This is a genomic window from Burkholderia sp. Bp9090 (genome assembly GCF_003857985.1).
Taxonomy (GTDB): Bacteria; Pseudomonadota; Gammaproteobacteria; order Burkholderiales; family Burkholderiaceae; genus Burkholderia.
This window is the reverse complement of record NZ_QTPV01000025.1, coordinates 91,273-106,001: the sequence shown is the minus strand read 5'-3', so window position 1 is coordinate 106,001 and position 14,729 is coordinate 91,273. Positions and strand designations below refer to the sequence as shown.

Annotated in this window: 13 protein-coding genes and 1 pseudogene; 1 reads left to right on the top strand and 13 read right to left on the bottom strand. The window is 66.5% G+C overall.

Going from position 1 to position 14,729, the window contains the following annotated elements:
* From glyA to DIE16_RS22295, 3 genes and pseudogenes are all read right to left on the bottom strand, one after another.
* Positions 1–146, bottom strand: a pseudogene (gene glyA, locus DIE16_RS22305) (serine hydroxymethyltransferase); the annotation flags it as partial.
* Positions 147–465: 319 nt separating this feature from the next.
* Entirely contained in the window at positions 466–1,245 is a 780-nt protein-coding gene (locus DIE16_RS22300) for an SDR family NAD(P)-dependent oxidoreductase (RefSeq protein WP_124520784.1), read from the bottom strand.
* 33 nt (positions 1,246–1,278) lie between these two features.
* Positions 1,279–2,526 carry a D-arabinono-1,4-lactone oxidase gene (locus DIE16_RS22295; protein ID WP_124893418.1) on the bottom strand — a complete coding sequence of 416 codons (1,248 nt, stop codon included), beginning with the start codon at positions 2,524–2,526 and terminating at the stop codon, positions 1,279–1,281.
* A gap of 256 nt (positions 2,527–2,782) precedes the next feature.
* Here DIE16_RS22295 and DIE16_RS22290 point away from each other — a divergent pair, with 256 nt between their 5' ends.
* Positions 2,783–3,787 (top strand): helix-turn-helix domain-containing protein, encoded by a 1,005-nt coding sequence (locus DIE16_RS22290; protein WP_124893417.1) that lies wholly within the window; start codon positions 2,783–2,785, stop codon positions 3,785–3,787.
* 187 nt (positions 3,788–3,974) lie between these two features.
* Here the strand turns inward: DIE16_RS22290 and DIE16_RS22285 are convergent, their stop codons facing one another.
* From DIE16_RS22285 to DIE16_RS22235, 10 genes are all read right to left on the bottom strand, one after another.
* A complete protein-coding gene (locus DIE16_RS22285) occupies positions 3,975–4,403 on the bottom strand; it encodes a hypothetical protein (protein ID WP_044848324.1) in 429 nt (142 codons plus the stop codon).
* 44 nt (positions 4,404–4,447) lie between these two features.
* Complete coding sequence (locus DIE16_RS22280) at positions 4,448–6,298, bottom strand: S10 family serine carboxypeptidase-like protein (protein WP_124893416.1); 1,851 nt, start codon at positions 6,296–6,298, stop codon at positions 4,448–4,450.
* Positions 6,299–7,140: 842 nt separating this feature from the next.
* Complete coding sequence (locus DIE16_RS22270) at positions 7,141–8,952, bottom strand: ExeM/NucH family extracellular endonuclease (protein ID WP_124893415.1); 1,812 nt, start codon at positions 8,950–8,952, stop codon at positions 7,141–7,143.
* A 213-nt stretch (positions 8,953–9,165) separates the two neighbouring features.
* On the bottom strand, positions 9,166–10,107 hold the full coding sequence (locus DIE16_RS22265; RefSeq protein ID WP_124893414.1) for a copper resistance D family protein: 942 nt from the start codon (positions 10,105–10,107) through the stop codon (positions 9,166–9,168).
* Complete coding sequence (gene copC / locus DIE16_RS22260; protein WP_124893413.1) at positions 10,104–10,484, bottom strand: copper homeostasis periplasmic binding protein CopC; 381 nt, start codon at positions 10,482–10,484, stop codon at positions 10,104–10,106. The genes DIE16_RS22265 and copC overlap by 4 nt, the downstream gene beginning before the upstream one ends.
* A gap of 14 nt (positions 10,485–10,498) precedes the next feature.
* Positions 10,499–10,846 carry a copper-binding protein gene (locus DIE16_RS22255; RefSeq protein ID WP_124893412.1) on the bottom strand — a complete coding sequence of 116 codons (348 nt, stop codon included), beginning with the start codon at positions 10,844–10,846 and terminating at the stop codon, positions 10,499–10,501.
* Between the two features lie 73 nt (positions 10,847–10,919).
* On the bottom strand, positions 10,920–12,215 hold the full coding sequence (locus DIE16_RS22250) for a multicopper oxidase family protein (protein ID WP_124487013.1): 1,296 nt from the start codon (positions 12,213–12,215) through the stop codon (positions 10,920–10,922).
* Between the two features lies 1 nt (position 12,216).
* On the bottom strand, positions 12,217–13,704 hold the full coding sequence (locus DIE16_RS22245) for a TolC family protein (RefSeq protein ID WP_124893411.1): 1,488 nt from the start codon (positions 13,702–13,704) through the stop codon (positions 12,217–12,219).
* Positions 13,701–14,006, bottom strand: coding sequence for a hypothetical protein (locus DIE16_RS22240; RefSeq protein WP_124487015.1), 306 nt, complete (start codon positions 14,004–14,006; stop codon positions 13,701–13,703). Before DIE16_RS22240 ends, DIE16_RS22245 begins: the two co-directional genes overlap by 4 nt.
* A gap of 87 nt (positions 14,007–14,093) precedes the next feature.
* Positions 14,094–14,480 carry a hypothetical protein gene (locus tag DIE16_RS22235; protein ID WP_124893410.1) on the bottom strand — a complete coding sequence of 129 codons (387 nt, stop codon included), beginning with the start codon at positions 14,478–14,480 and terminating at the stop codon, positions 14,094–14,096.
* Positions 14,481–14,729: the final 249 nt, after the last annotated feature.

Below are 14,729 nucleotides of genomic sequence, written 5' to 3'. Positions count from 1 at the left end.
CCCTGTGCGGCCATCACGGCCGGGCTCGTGTAGTTTTCCGACGCGATCAGCTCGATGTGATCTTCCTGGCGGCGGTTCTCGTCCTGAATGGCAGTCCAGAGTTCCGGATCGACGTTGGCGACGGTGCTGGTAGTGCGGTTGAACATGATGATTGATCAAAAGAGAGTGATGGATTGACCCTGGTGGGCCGGACTTGCCCGGACCCGCGAAGTCGAGCGCCGGACCGGCGCTCGATGACGTCGACAACCATGCCGCCCCGCGACGCCGGCTGAACGGTGATTCGGCATTGCCATTCCAGCAGACGCAAATTCGTTCAGATAGAAGGATTACGACAATCCGCTAGGACACATCGCGCGGCGAACCGGCAAAAAAAATCGAAGGTCCGCATCGCTGCGGAACCTTCGACAGAACCTGCCGTTCCTGGGGGCTCGCGCCTGCCCTTCGGCTTCCCGCGAATATCGGGGCCTAAACCGCGGAGAAACAGTTGTCGACGAACAGATGGGTGCCGTTGACGAAGCTCGATTCGTCCGACGCCAGGAACAGTGCGGCCGCGGCCACTTCCGACGGTTCGCACAGCCGGCCTTGCTGCACTGCGATAGCCGCTTCCGTCGCGTCCACGCCCATCGCCTGCAGATCCCTCAGTTCGCGCATCCCGTGCGGGGTGCGGATGAACCCGGGCGCGAGCGCATTGCAGCGGATGCCGCGATCGCGGTATTCGACGGCGATCGCGCGCGCGAACATGTGGCATGCGCCCTTGGTCGCGTCATACAGCACTTCGCCGGGCGTCGCGCAGACGGCCGAGATCGACGACGTGCAGACGATGCTGCCGCGCCCTTTTTCCAGCATCTGCGGCAGCACCGCCTGCGTCATCAGGAACATGCTCTTCACGTTCACGCCCATCAGCCAGTCCCATTCCGACTCCTCGATGTCGAGGAACGGTTTGACGATCAGCGTCCCCGCGTGATTGAACAGGATGTCCGCGTTGCCGAACTGCTTGCAGGCCGCATCGACTGCGTTCCGCACGTCCGACTGCTTCGACACGTCGGCGCCGAGGCCGATCGCCTGCAAGCCGGCATCGCGCAGCCGCGACGCGAGCGTGTCGGCCGCGTCGCCGTCGCGGTCGATGATCGCCACCTTCGCCCCCTGCGCGGCGAACAGTTCCGATGCGGCGGCGCCGCACCCGCCCGCGCCGCCGCTCACGATGGCGACCTTGCCCGCCAGGCGCCCGTCGATCTTGACATTCATGAGTCGTTCTCCAGTCTGGTTCGTTCGGACCGCTCAGCTGAACAGCGTCCGAAGATGATCGTTGAGGAAATGGCCTTCAGGGTCCACGCTGCGGCGCAGTTCACGGAACGCCTCGGCCTTCGGGAACCAGCGGTCCACGTCGTCGCGGTTCGTGAAGTGCAGCTTGCCCCAGTGCGGACGCGAGCCGTAGTCGCGCAGGATGTCGTCGACGTCCTTCAGGAACGGCCAGTAGTCGACGCCGTTCGGACCGCCCGAGCACGAAATCGTCACGCTATCCTGATGATTGAACGGGCTGATCCACGCCGGATCGCCCTTCGTGAAGCGGTACTCGACCGGGAAGATGCAGTCCCGGTGCTTCGTGAGGATCAGCTCGCGCACGCGGCGCAGCGCTTCCTTGCCGTGTTCGGCGGGCACCGCGTATTCGAGCTCGTGGAAGTTCGCGACGTAATGAATCGCGTAGACCTCGGAGCTGTACGCGATCTTCTCGTGCTCGCCTTCGTAGAACGCGCGCTCGTCGGTGATGTCCATCACCTTGATCTCGCACACGTCGTAGTCCTTCTTCGAATTCGACACCTTCGTGGTATCGGGCAGGCAGTACAGGTGACGGCTTTCGGACGTCGGGCACCAGAAGAATCCGAAATGGCGATGCTTCGCCGCGAGGTCGTCGTACTGTTCCATCAGCGCCTCGAAGTCCTCGCGCCACACGCGGTCGTGCAGCCAGAACGCGTCGGTCACCTGCAGCGTCAGCTCCGACACCACGCCGAACAGGCCGAGGTTCACCTGGGTCGCGTGCAGCAGATCGAGGTCCTGCTGGTCGCTCACTTCCATGATCGAGCCGTCGGGGCGAACGATCCGCATCCCGACCACCTGCGACGACAGGTTGCCCAGCGTCGTCCCCGTGCCATGCGTGCCGGTTGCGAGCGCACCGGCAATCGCCTGGGAATCGATGTCGCCCTGGTTGACGAGCGAGAAACCGATGTCCTTCAGATGACGCGTCACCGCATTGATCCGCGTGCCGGCCTTCACCGTGACGCGCTTGCGTCGCTCGTCGACCGCGACGATGCCCTGATAGTCCTTCAGCGACAGCAGCAGGCCGCTCGTCGCGACGATCGGCGTGAACGAATGTCCCGATCCCGAGCATCGGACGTTCTTGCCTTGGCGCGTCGCGGCCTGCACCAGTTCGGCGATTTCCGCCTCGCAGGTCGGCGACGCCATGTGCGCGGCGACGCACGACTGATTGCCGACCCAGTTCCGCCAGAACCCGCCACGTGGAAGCTCCATCGACGTCTCTCCAGAAAAGTGCCGCCGGACCCGCGCCGGCAGCCGTGTTCGGTTCGTCCGGCAACGAAGCGGGATGCTCCCGGCGCCGGCGCGATGCGTTGTGTTCCGTTCATGCCAAAGGTATTGCGCCGGCCGGCTTTTCACTATCGGATTTCGGCAAGCGAGGGTTTTCTCCGGGAATCGGGCCGCCGGGGTTTTTGACCGGCGCGCGCAGCGGCTACAATGCGTCGATCCGGCCCGCCCCTTCCCGACTCCGATGACGCCGTCCGCCGATCCGAGCGATTTTTCCGGCGCCCCGCCGTTCGCACGCGCGGTGGCGTTCTGCGCGTTCACCGACGTGGAGGAACAGGCGCGGATCTTCGACGGCTGGCATCTCAACTACACGCAGATCTCGGGCGGCCGGTTTCATGGTTCGTCGTCCATCGTGTCGCTCGGCGGCATCCGGCTCCTGGTCGAAGACCTCGACAAGGTGATCCTGCAGCAGGGCGCGGTGCCGTCGGACCGCATCGCGGTGGCCGTGCCGCTGGAACTCGAAGGCCATGCGCGCATGTGCGGCGAGAAGAGCGGGCGCGACAGCCTCCATGTGTTTTCCAGCCAGCCGGTGTTCGAGTTCTATTCGCCCGACCGGCACGTGCTCGTGAACGTCGAGATCGAGCCCGACAAGCTGTCGACGGAGGCGATGCGCACGCTCGCCGCGTCGCTGCGCGCGCGCACCTTCGCGCCGCTGATCCCGATGACGCCCCAGGTCGCGGACCGCCTGCGCGACCTGCTGCGCCACACGATGGCCGCGGCCGCGAAGAGCACGCCGATCGAGGACGTGACGACGCAGGCGCGGATCGAACTGCTCGAACGGACCGTGCTGTATGCGATTTCAGAAGCGATGACGATGCCCGCGCCGGAGGCGAACGCCCTCGCGACGCGGCCGACGAAGTACTGGTCGCTCGTCAACGCGGTGCAGGCGCGGCTGCAGGATGCGTCGACGTGCCCGCTGTCGATCGCCGAACTGTGCGTGCAGCTCGGCATCAGCCGGCGTACCGCGCAGTACGCGTTCAACGACACGCTCAACCTGAATCCGATCGCGTACCTGCGCGCGGTCCGGTTGAATCACGTTCGCCGCGAGCTGCGGCTCGGCGGGTCCGTGACGTCGGCCGCGACGAAGTGGGGCTTCTGGCACCTGAGCAGTTTTGCGCAGGACTACCGCGCGATGTTCGGCGAGTTGCCGTCGGCGACGGCGAGGCGCTACGCGCACCGGGAAGGCTGAGCGTCGATCGCGTGAAGCATGACGCGGCTTCGCGTTGCCCGCGCGTGAACCGAACTTCGATGAAGAAAGCCGCGGCCGAACGTGCGCCGCGGCAGGTTGAAGGCAGGCCGCCGCCGCAGTCGAGCGGCCGGCCCCCACGGCACCGGCCGACACCGGCCGCCCTCCCGCGCGCGACCTCTCTACACCGTCACTCCTGCTGTTCCTGCTGCGCCTGCACCTGCCGCTGCTGGATGAACTGCCGCACGTCGCTCATCGTCACGCGACCGGTGTGTTTCGCATCGATCTCGTCGAAGTGCTTCGCGACGAACCCGAGCCCGCCGCTCTGCGCCTGCGCTTTCGTCACCGCCGCGCCGTTGCTCAGTACCGTGTTGCCGCCGAGCCGGGCATCGACGCGCTTCTGCGCCTGCTGCTGCAGCGTTGCGCCGGTCGACGGCAATACCGGTGCCACGCGGGTCGAAGGAAAGAACGGGCCGTCGACGCCGTGCCCGCCGCGCGGCAGCTTCACCGGCGCCACCGCCTGCGGCGGCAATGCGTGAGCGCTGCTCATCACGGCACCGAGGACGATCAACGGGGACATACGCCGCATCAAGTTGATTAGGGACATGATCACTCGCATTCGATGGATGAATAGTGGGTTCCTTTTCGCAAGGAGTCCGTTGTTTACGGTGCCGCTGCCAGCGTCGTCGCGGTGGTCGCGCCCGGCGAGGCGCCGGTCGGCGTGCCGGCCGGGTTCTCGTCCGGCCACGGCGGCGGCAGCGTGTGCAGCGTCAGCGCGGTCGGAATCCGCCGGCCCTGATAGAAGAGCTTCAGGTCGCGCTTCATCTGCGGACGGGCCACGTCATCCAGATACGTCATGTGCCCGCCCTGGAAGAAGTTCACCTGCAGCTTCGGGTTCAGCCCCTTCACCGTCTGCAGCCGCGCGAGTTGCTTCTCGGTGTTGAAGAACGGCGTCGCCAGATCGTGGAGGCCGTTCTCCGCGAGCACCCGGAGCTTCGGATTGAGCTGCAGCGCGCCCAGCAGATCGGGGATCGTGTCGGGCATCGGCTGGCCGTCATGCGAGAAGTCCCACACCTGGATGATGTTGTCGTTCAGCGGCAGGTAGGTCGCGTTCGGCGCGGTGTAGCCGAGGTAGTCGGGCATCTGCGTCGCGAGCGCGTTGGTGAACGGCTGCGAGATCAGGATGTCCGACGGATCGCCGTCCGTTTGCAGCCGCGGGTCGGCGTTCGGCAACGACACGCGTCCGTCGTAGCGGCCGATCGTCGTGCCGGGCAGCAGGCTCGTGCCGAACGGATTCGCGTTGAAGTAGCCGCGCAGCGCCTGCTGCGTGAGGCTCGACGGCAACGACCACAGCCTCAGCGTCGCATCGCTCGGGAACACCGGCGTGCCGAGCGCGTCCGGAATGCCGAGCTGGCTCAGCACCCACGACTGCGAGTACTGCTGCAGCTGGTTGTAGATCAGCGTCGTGAACAACTCGGTCTGCAGTGCGTACAGATAGGGATTGACCGGCGCCGGCGATACCTGGTTGAAGTACGCCGCGACCGCCGCATAGCCGGGCAGGTAGCCGGCCACGGTATCGGTCTCGAGCAGCAGCCCTTCGGTCGACTGCGTGATCGCGACCGCTTCCACCGCATCGGCGAAGTAGTTCAGGATTGCAGACTGCAGCACGATCCCCGTCAGGTGCACGCCGGCCGATTCGAGCGCCAGCGCGAGCATGTCGGTACGCGGCGTGCCGTACGATTCGCCGTACAGGTAGATCGGCGACGTGCCGCGGTTGTTGACGTTCAGGTAGCGCTGGATGAAGTCGCGCATGATGTTGACGTCCGCATCCGAACCCCAGTACTTCTGGTTGGTGTTCGGCAGCACGGCTTCCGACAGCCCGGTGCCCGGCGGGTCGATGAACACGAGGTCGGTCGTGTCGATCAGGCTTTCCGCGTTGTCGACGAGCGGATAGTTCGGCCAGGTGCTGCCGAACAGCGGATCGGGCGTGGCGACGCGCGTCGGCGCGAACGAGCCGAGCCGCAGCCAGATCGACGACGAGCCCGGGCCGCCGTTGTAGACGAACGTGACGGGGCGCGGCTTGCCGTTCGTGCTCGGCACCGTGTACGCGACGTACGACATCGACGCTTCCGCGTTGCCGTTCGCGTCCTGCGCGGTCAGGTGGCCGGTGGTCGTCGTGTAGCTGACCGTCGTGCCGCCGGATTGCCACTGGTAATGCATCACCGCCGCCTTCTCCGAGACCTGCGCGGCCGCGAGGCCGTCGGTCGCGTTCATCGAATAGGCGACGGGGTCGACGTAAGGCTGGTTCGCCGCCGGCGTCTGGCTGCCGGCCGCCTGTTGCGCGCCGGCCTGCTGGCTGGCGGTGGCCTGCGCGAGACTCGATGCGCCGACCGACGACGAATCGTCGCCGCCGCAGCCCGCAAGCACCATCGTCACGACGGTCAATGCGCCTAGCCCGGCCAGCCGGCCGCGACGTGCGCGGCGGCTGCCGGTAATGCTCCTGTCTGGTTTCATGCCTCGATCCTTGTGTTGGGTCGGATACCGCTTCACACAGGCCGCCATCGCCGGCGAAAAACGCGCAGGCATACCCGCCACTCGCGTTGCACGGTCGGCAGACGGCGGTTGGGGAATGGACTTCTTCGAGAGACTGAACTTGATACAGACACAGCGAACTGCTGGCGGAGAATGATGCGGGAACGCCGCCCCCTGGCAGTTTCGACGACTTATCGTATTACCAATATTTACGACATGACAAAAATAGGCGGTGCTGCGCCGCGTTGTCAAAGATCATTCCGATATTAAAAAATCTCTTATGATGCGAACGGCGGTCAGTGTCTGGTATTTGAAAGAAAAACGATTGTTCGAACCGGACACGTTGCGTGAATCATTTTTCCTGAAATGCCGTCCGTTTTGCGCAGATCTCGTAGCGCTTGGCTAGTATTGGAATCGCGCGCAAAATCCCTTCAAATCGACAGGATTTTTCTTTCATTTTAATTATCCGAATTCGATTAGAGCGAATCATTGAATAAAGCCCGACATCATCCATAAAATACCGATTCAGACTATTTGCATGAGGCACGGAGGAATTATTTACTCGGTGTCGGAATAAAACCATCGGATGCGCTGAACGGCATTGATGCGTAATACGCGGGTATTCGCAACGATGAAGCGATCATTCGCGCCGTGCATTCCGGATCGGATTGCGGCGATCGCGAATCGGGCACGTGATGCGTGGAGGAGAGAGAGACCGGTGAGCGAGCGACAGCGCATGACATGACTTGCGCGCCGCCGCCGACTCACGCGACGACGTGCGGCAGCGCCGCACGCCGTACTTCAGAGGTTCGACGTGGAGGAGATCAGCGCCCGCCGCCCGGCAGCGCGATATCGATCAGCACCGGATCGTGGTCCGACGAACGATACGCATCCGGCGCGTAGAAGGTCTTCTGCTGCTCGGCCGACTTGTACGCGAGCGTGTACTGCAGCGCGAGCGGCTCGTCCGCGTTGATGTGCCATTCGTGCACGGCCTTCACGTGCGATGCGAGCGGCAGCGACGCGAGCGCGTGATCGAGGTAGCCGGCTTCGCCGTTGTACACGTAGCTGTACGCATTGGCGCCGATCCAGCGCGACACGAGGTTGCGGTAGCCGCGCGATTCGAGCAGGCGGATCGGGTCTTCGTACGTGTAGCTGTTGAAGTCGCCGATCAGCAGCGTGCCCTGCCCCGCGACGCCCGTCGGCGTGCCGGCGAGCCAGTCGGCCAGCTTCGCGGCCGCGCGCGTGCGCGTCGGGTTCCAGCAGCCCTGGCCGTCGCCCTGGTCGAGATCGTCGTTCGCCGCGTCCGGGCAGTTCTTCGACTTCAGATGGTTGACCGCGATCGTCAGCGCCTGCTTGCCGCCGATCCGGCGGAACGACTGCGCGAGCGGCTGGCGGTTCTTGTCGTCGATCGCGAGCGTCGACGTGCGGCCGACGGGTTCGACCGTGCGGCTGTCGTAGATCATCGCGACCGCGATGGCGTCGCCGCCGAGGCGCGACGTGCCCGGGTCGACCACGCGCCAGTGGCTGCCGAGCTTCGCCGCGAGCTGGCGCACCGCGCTCAGTTCGCCGTAACCGTTGTTCTGGATTTCCATCAGGCCGATCACGTCGGCGTCGAGCGCCTTCAGCGCGCTGACGATCTTCGCTTCCTGGCGCTGGAATTCCGGATAGCTCTTCGCGCCGCGGTTGTTCGGATCGTCGAAGCCGCCGCCGAGACCGTTGCCGTTGAAGTAGTTGAGGACGTTGAACGACGCGACGCGCAGGTTCGATTTCGGATCGCGCGCCGGGGCGTTGGCGCGCGGGTTCGAACGCGTGTCGAACGTCGGCGCGGCCGCGCCGGGCAGCGGCTGCACGCGCCATGCGCCGTAACGCACCTCGAGTACGCCTTCGACGTCGCGCACGGTGTAGCCCGAGCGCAGCGTGTTGGCGGCCGACAGTTCTGGCGCCGGGTAAGGCACGGTCGCCGGGTTCTGCTTGTTCGAGCCGTCGTCGAGGATCAGCCGGTTGCGTGCGTTCGCATCGATCTGCGTCTGCGCCTGCGACGGCGGCACCACGCTCGTCGGCGTGTGCAGGCGGCCGTTGCTCAGCATCACGCTGCCGTAGCGGCCGAGCTCGTAGTTGTCGGTGACGGTGAGCGTCTGCGGCAGGCGCACGCGCATCCCTTCGTACGCGGCGAACGCGTTCGGGTTGTCGACCGGCAGCGTGAGCGTCGCGGGCGTGACCGTCTGGCCGTTCGCGCACACCGCGATCGCGCCCGACAGCGTCAGCTGCGTCTGCCCGTATTTTTCCTCGACCTTGCCGCTCACGTGCACGAGATCGCCGGCCTTCGCGCGCGCTTTCGGCGCATAGACGAACAGGCCTTCGGACACGCCCGGCTGGTTGCGGCGCTGCGCGTCGGCCTGCTGGACGAAGAAGCCGCCGAAGCCGTCCGTGCCGCCGAAATCGGCGGTGACGACCGCTTCGATCGACACGTTCTGGCCAGCCAGCGGCGACGGCGCGCCGGGCCCCTGGATGTCGGCGATCGGCGTCGTGCTGCCGCCGCAGTTCGGGCTGACGGGGGCGGCAGTAGCGGCGAAGACCGGTGCGGCAAGCGTGGGAAGCAGCAATAGCGGGGCAAACAGGCGGATTGTCGAGCGCATGGCGGGGAATCCCGGTTGTGAGGATGGCGAAAGCTTAGCGGCGCTCGATGACAGTTGTTAGTAACCGGAAGACAGATGAACGTAATCTTCGACACCGCTGCGCGATGGCGATCGACCGCGCGCCCGCGGTCGGAAAGCGGGAAATCGCCTGATGAATCCCGTCCCCTGTTGCGACGATTTCCCGATGCCGGCTTCGCCCCGCCGGCCGTGGAGCTAAACCGTCCCCGGCAACGCGCTCGACACGAGCACGGCAGCCACCATCAGCACGCCGGCCAGCACGACCGCCTCGATCCGCAGCACCGCGCCGAACCGGCGCAACAGGCCGGCCGGCGTCGCAGTGTCCGGGTCCTTCAGCGCCGCCAGCAGCTTCGGCATCTCGAAGAACCGGTTGTGCCCGCCGAGCGCCGCCGCGATCAGCACGAGCGCGAGCTTGAACAGCAGGATCTGTCCGTATGTCGACGCAAGCAGGTTCGCGGGCGTATCGACACCGCGCCAGCCGTTGTAGGCGCCGGTCGCGAACAGCACGATCAACGCATACGTCGACGCATCGGACAGCGACTGCACGAACGAAGCGCCGGTCGCGCGTTCGCTCGCCGGCATGCCGGCAAGACGCGGCATCACGCCGAACGCAGTCACGAACACGAGCCCGACCCACGCGCTGATCGCCAGCAGATGCAGCCAGTCGACCCACACCGGCACGCTGAACAGCCCCGCGTCGACCGGATGCCCGCCGTTGCTGCGCGAGAGTGCGATGCCCGCGAGCGCGGCCCACATCACGAACGGAAAACGCGTGTCGTTCGCATCCCGAAGCAATGACAGCAGCACGACGACCGCCGTGAACACCGCACTGGCCAGCCACGCGTGGCCGAAGCCGGTGCCGGCGAGCATCGAGCGGACGGCCGGCCCGGCGTCCAGCATCGACACGTCGCTCATCAGCGCGCAGTGCGCCCAGAACGCGGTGGTGCTCGCGAGCAGCGACACGGCGGACGCGATGCGCAGCGTCGCGACGAGACGCCGCGCGATGCCGTGCTGCCACGCCGACTCGCCGCGCGCGAGCCAGTGGCTGCCGAGCAGCGCGCCGACGACGACGGCGAATCCGGTGTTCTGGATCGCCACCGACACGAGCCTCAGGAGGCCGACGAAGCCCTCGTTCACCCCTTCACCCTGAACGTGTAGGTGCCCTTGGTGCGATGCGCGTCGGCCGTCATCGCCACCCACTGCACCGTGTACGCGCCGGGCGCGAGCTTCGGGATCGCGACGGTCATCACGCGCGGATTCGACGCATCGACTTTCGCCTTCTCGTGCGCGACGGCGTTGCCGCTCGCGTCCGACACCTTCACCGAGCTGAACGCCGGTTCGAGGTCTTCGTTGAACGTCAGCCGCAACGTGTCGGGCGCGGTATCGACCGTGCTGCCCGTCGCCGGTGCGGCGCTTTCCAGCTTGCCGTGCGCGAATGCCGCGGCCGGCACGGCGGCGGCGATCGCGCCGGCCGCGGCGAGGGCGGCCAGCCGCCCGAGCGTGGTGATCTTCATGGTCATCCCCGCCATCACGGCTTCCTCAGATCGACGACGGTCAACGCGCCGCCCACGTCCGCGGCGACGAAGTCGACCTTGTCGCCCACCTTCACCTGCGACAGCATCGCCGGATCCTTGACCTTGAACACCATCGTCATCGCATCCATCCCGAGGTTCTCCAGCGGGCCGTGCTTGATCGTCAGCTTCCCCGCCGCCGCGTCGACCTTGCGGATCTCGCCGTGCGACATCTCGCGCTTCGCGTCGCCGCCCTGCATCGCGCCGCCGCTCATGTCCATGCCGGCCATGTCGCCAGCCGCGTACGACGCGGCGGAAAACGCCAGCATGCAACCCGTTGCAATCGAAACCAGTCCCTTCTTCATCGTGCGTGCTCCTGAGTGAATGAAACGAAAACCGGCGGCCGCATCGTCGCGGCCGCCGCATGCGGCCCGCCGCTCAACCGTCCGGCAATTCGCCGGTGTATTCGTACGCGACGGTGCCCTTCGGATGCCGGAACCAGCCCGGATCGCGATAGTCGTTGCGGCCGAGCCCCTGCCGCACCTTGCAGACCGTGAACATGCCGCCCATCTCCAGCGGCCCGAACGGGCCGGTGCCCGTCATCATCGGCAGCGTGTTGTCGGGCAGCGGCATCTCCATGCCGCCCATCGCGCCGCCGGTGCTGCCCATCGCCATGTAGTCGGGCACGAGCTTGCCGATCTTCTGCGCGAGATCCTTCTGCGGCACGCCGATCAGGTTCGGCACCTGGTGACCCATCGCGTTCATCGTGTGATGCGACTTGTGGCAATGGAACGCCCAGTCGCCCGGACGATCGGCGGTGAACTCGATCGCGCGCATCTGGCCGACCGCGACGTCGGCCGTCACCTCCGGCCAGCGCGCCGCCGGCGGAATCCAGCCGCCGTCGGTGCCGGCCACCTCGAAGCTGTAGCCGTGCAGGTGGATCGGATGGTTCGTCATCGTCAGGTTCCCGAAACGAATCCGCACGCGGTCGCCCGCCCGCACCGGCAGCGGGTCGATGCCCGGGAACACGCGCGAGTTGAACGTCCACATGTTGAAGTCCGTCATCTCGTTCACGCGCGGCGTGTAGCTGCCCGGATCGATGTCGTACGCGGCGAGCAGAAAGACGAAGTCGCGATCGACCGGCATCGTCGCGCGATCCTTCGGATGCACGATGAACATGCCCATCATCCCCATCGCCATCTGCACCATCTCGTCGGCGTGCGGGTGATACATGAACGTGCCGTGCGCCTCCAGCTGGAACTCGTAAACGAAGGTCTTGCCGGGCGGGATATGCGGCTGCGTGAGGCCGCCGACGCCGTCCATGCCGTTGGGCAGCCGCAGCCCGTGCCAGTGGATCGTCGTGTGCTCGGGCAAGCGGTTCGTCACGAAGATGCGGACCTTGTCGCCTTCGACGGCCTCGATCGTCGGGCCCGGCGACTGGCCGTTGTAGCCCCACAGGTTCGCGTTCATCCCTGGCGCCATCTCGCGCACGACGGGTTCGGCCGTCAGGTGGAACTCCTTCCAGCCGTTCTTCATGCGCCACGGCAGCGTCCAGCCGTTCAGCGTCGCGACGGGCGTGTACGGGCGGCCGTTGGGCGGCACGAGCGGCGGCTGCGTGCCGGCCTTCGCCATCGTGGGCGCTTCGGGCAGCGATGCCGCGCCGGCCTTGCTGACCATCGCCGCACCGAGCAGCGCGGCACCCGAGCCGCTGAGAAATTGTCGACGGGACACCATGTCAATGACCTTCCGGATGCGTTGCGGGCGCTGGTTGCGCCACGGGTGAAGAAGCCGGCCGCGACGCAGCGTCGGGCGTGGATGCGGCGGGAGCGTCCGCGCGCGGCGTTGGCTGTGTTGCTTGCCCAGTCGGCAGCCGGCCGCCGACGGCCGCCTGCAGATCGGTTTCGGCGAGCCAGTAGTCCTTCAGTGCATCGATGTAGCCGTTCACCGCGCCGACCTGCTCACGCGCATCGGCCAGCAGCTCGAACACGCTCGCGAGCATCCCGTTGTAACGCAGCAGCAACTCGTCCGAGATCGTCCTGCGCAGCGGCACGACTTCGTCGCGATAGTGCTTCGCGACGTCGTAGCGCGTCGTGTATGCCGCATACGATTCGCGCACTTCCGAGCGCGCGTCGATGGCCGTCTGCGCGAGCCGGCTCGCCGACTGCATGTAGACGGCCTCGGCCCGCGCGACCTTCGCGCCGCCCCAGTCGAACAGCGGAATCTCCACGCTGATCTCGTAGCCGTGCTCGTGCCCCTTGTCGGTCTCGTAGTTGTTCACGTAGCCGAGATCGACCGCGTTGACGAAGCGTGTCGCCTTGCTGAGCCCGAGCGACGACGCGACGCCCTGCGTCCGCAGCTTCGCGGCCTGGATGTCGAGGCGGTTGTGCATCGCATAGCGCTCGAGATCGGGCAGATCGGGGCGTGCCTTCGGCAGGTCGGGCAAGCGCTCGGGCAGCGCGTACCGCGTGCGCTCGCCCCACAACCCCATCGCGCGCGTGAGCTTCTCGCGCGCGGCCACGGCCTGCTGTTGCGCCTTCGCCTGCTGCGCGACCGCGTCCGCATGGAACGCCTGCTCGCGTGCGTAGTCGAGCCGGCTGGAATTGCCGGCCTGCCGCATGCGCTGCGCGAGTTCGGCGGCCGCGCTCGCAGCATCGCGCACCTGTTGCGCATAGTTCGCGGCCTGTTCGGCGGCGACGGCTTCGACATACGCACGGCGCGCGTCGGCCGCGACCTTCAGCATCGCGTCGGCGGTTTCGAGCTTGGTCTGCTCGAAGCGGCGGCGTTCGATGTTCGTCGCGAGCGGCAGCGTCAGCAGCGCGAACACGTTGGCCGAGAACGTACGGCCGAGACTCAGTTCGCCGTCGCCGGCCCGCGTGCGGCTGAACGAGAAGCGCGGGTTCGGCAGCCGGCCGGCCTGCACGAGATCGGCCTCCGACAGCCCGAGTTCCGCATACGACGCCTGCAGGCCGCGATTGTTCAGCAGCGCAAGTTGCACCGCGTCGTCCATCGACAGCGGTTTCGCGAGCAATTCCTTCGTCCGCTGGTCGACGGCTTCGCGGTCGGCGTCGGTCCTGACGATGACCGCGTCTTTCCCGATGCGTTCGGATGCGGCGGTCGACACGGCGTCGAAGCCGCCGTCCTTCGAAAACGTCGTGCAGCCGGCGAGAAATGCCAGCGCGAGCACGGTCGCGCCGATTCGCGGTGAAATCGCAAATCGCGTCATTGCCCGGCCCCTCCGTGCGTCGAATGGGCCGCGCCGCCCGCCGGGTTTCCGGGCTTCGCGTGTCCGGTCGCGGGTCCCTTCGTGGGTGCCTTCACGGGCCGCTCCATCACGTCCCGGTTCAATTGCTTCCAGCCGGGGCCGGCGTCGTCGCGATACGGCACGTAGCCGTCGAACGCGGACGTCGTCGTGACGTCCGGCACCGACGCGGCTGCATCGGCCGGATCGGAAAAGGCGGTTTGCGCGGGCGCGAGCGACGGCACGAGGCTCGCCGCGCCAAGCAGCGCCGCAATGATCAATCGCATGGATGTTTCTCGTCGTGAGTCGTGCGGCGGACGTCGGGCGTTCGCCTGCACCGTTTGTGGATCGCGGCCGGTGGCCGCGGGCAGGGACTAGACGGAAATCCGGCGCGGCGGCCTGTCGATGCCGCCGGTCAGGAACGACACGACGACGGTCGAAGGCGCGAAAGAGAGGATCGCGGTACCGAGGTCCGACGTAACGGGCACCGCAGGCACCGCCGCCATGCCCGTGCCGAAACAGCAGGATCCGCAGGCGGAACAAGGCGTCGCATGCCGCGAGTGGTTGTCGTGCTCATGCGGTTCGCCGTGCATGCGCTGCATTGCAGGCGACGCAGCGGGCGCAGCGGCGCTCGCCCCATGCTCCGCATGCGGCACCGCAGCGATCGTGCCCGCGCACTGCATCGACCCGGCCGCGAACGACGGGATCGGCACGCACAGCGCCAGCAGCACGACGAGGATGAATTTGCGCCAGTACGACATGGATGCGGAATCAGGCAGACAATGACCGGATGAACGGGAGCGGCACCGCGACGGCGCGCTCCGGACACAAGACGGCCGCAGCTTATCTCCGCCGGCGTGACGACGGCATGGCCGAAACATGACTGGATTTTCATGAAGGGCGGCACGGCATCGCACGCGCGCCGGATGACAATTCCGTCATCCGGCGGTCATCTTTCGCGCACGCGCGGCGCCGTAAGCTCACGCGTTACACTGACCGGCCGGAATCAC

Excerpts from the sequence above, each read along its gene's own strand:
- DIE16_RS22300 (WP_124520784.1), bottom strand. The coding sequence starts at position 1,245 with ATGAATGTCAAGATCGACGGGCGCCTGGCGGGCAAGGTCGCCATCGTG.
- DIE16_RS22295 (WP_124893418.1), bottom strand. The coding sequence starts at position 2,526 with ATGGAGCTTCCACGTGGCGGGTTCTGGCGGAACTGGGTCGGCAATCAG.
- DIE16_RS22290 (WP_124893417.1), top strand. The coding sequence starts at position 2,783 with ATGACGCCGTCCGCCGATCCGAGCGATTTTTCCGGCGCCCCGCCGTTC.
- DIE16_RS22285 (WP_044848324.1), bottom strand. The coding sequence starts at position 4,403 with ATGCGAGTGATCATGTCCCTAATCAACTTGATGCGGCGTATGTCCCCG.
- DIE16_RS22280 (WP_124893416.1), bottom strand. The coding sequence starts at position 6,298 with ATGAAACCAGACAGGAGCATTACCGGCAGCCGCCGCGCACGTCGCGGC.
- DIE16_RS22270 (WP_124893415.1), bottom strand. The coding sequence starts at position 8,952 with ATGCGCTCGACAATCCGCCTGTTTGCCCCGCTATTGCTGCTTCCCACG.
- copC (WP_124893413.1), bottom strand. The coding sequence starts at position 10,484 with ATGAAGATCACCACGCTCGGGCGGCTGGCCGCCCTCGCCGCGGCCGGC.
- DIE16_RS22255 (WP_124893412.1), bottom strand. The coding sequence starts at position 10,846 with ATGAAGAAGGGACTGGTTTCGATTGCAACGGGTTGCATGCTGGCGTTT.
- DIE16_RS22250 (WP_124487013.1), bottom strand. The coding sequence starts at position 12,215 with ATGGTGTCCCGTCGACAATTTCTCAGCGGCTCGGGTGCCGCGCTGCTC.
- DIE16_RS22245 (WP_124893411.1), bottom strand. The coding sequence starts at position 13,704 with ATGACGCGATTTGCGATTTCACCGCGAATCGGCGCGACCGTGCTCGCG.
- DIE16_RS22240 (WP_124487015.1), bottom strand. The coding sequence starts at position 14,006 with ATGCGATTGATCATTGCGGCGCTGCTTGGCGCGGCGAGCCTCGTGCCG.
- DIE16_RS22235 (WP_124893410.1), bottom strand. The coding sequence starts at position 14,480 with ATGTCGTACTGGCGCAAATTCATCCTCGTCGTGCTGCTGGCGCTGTGC.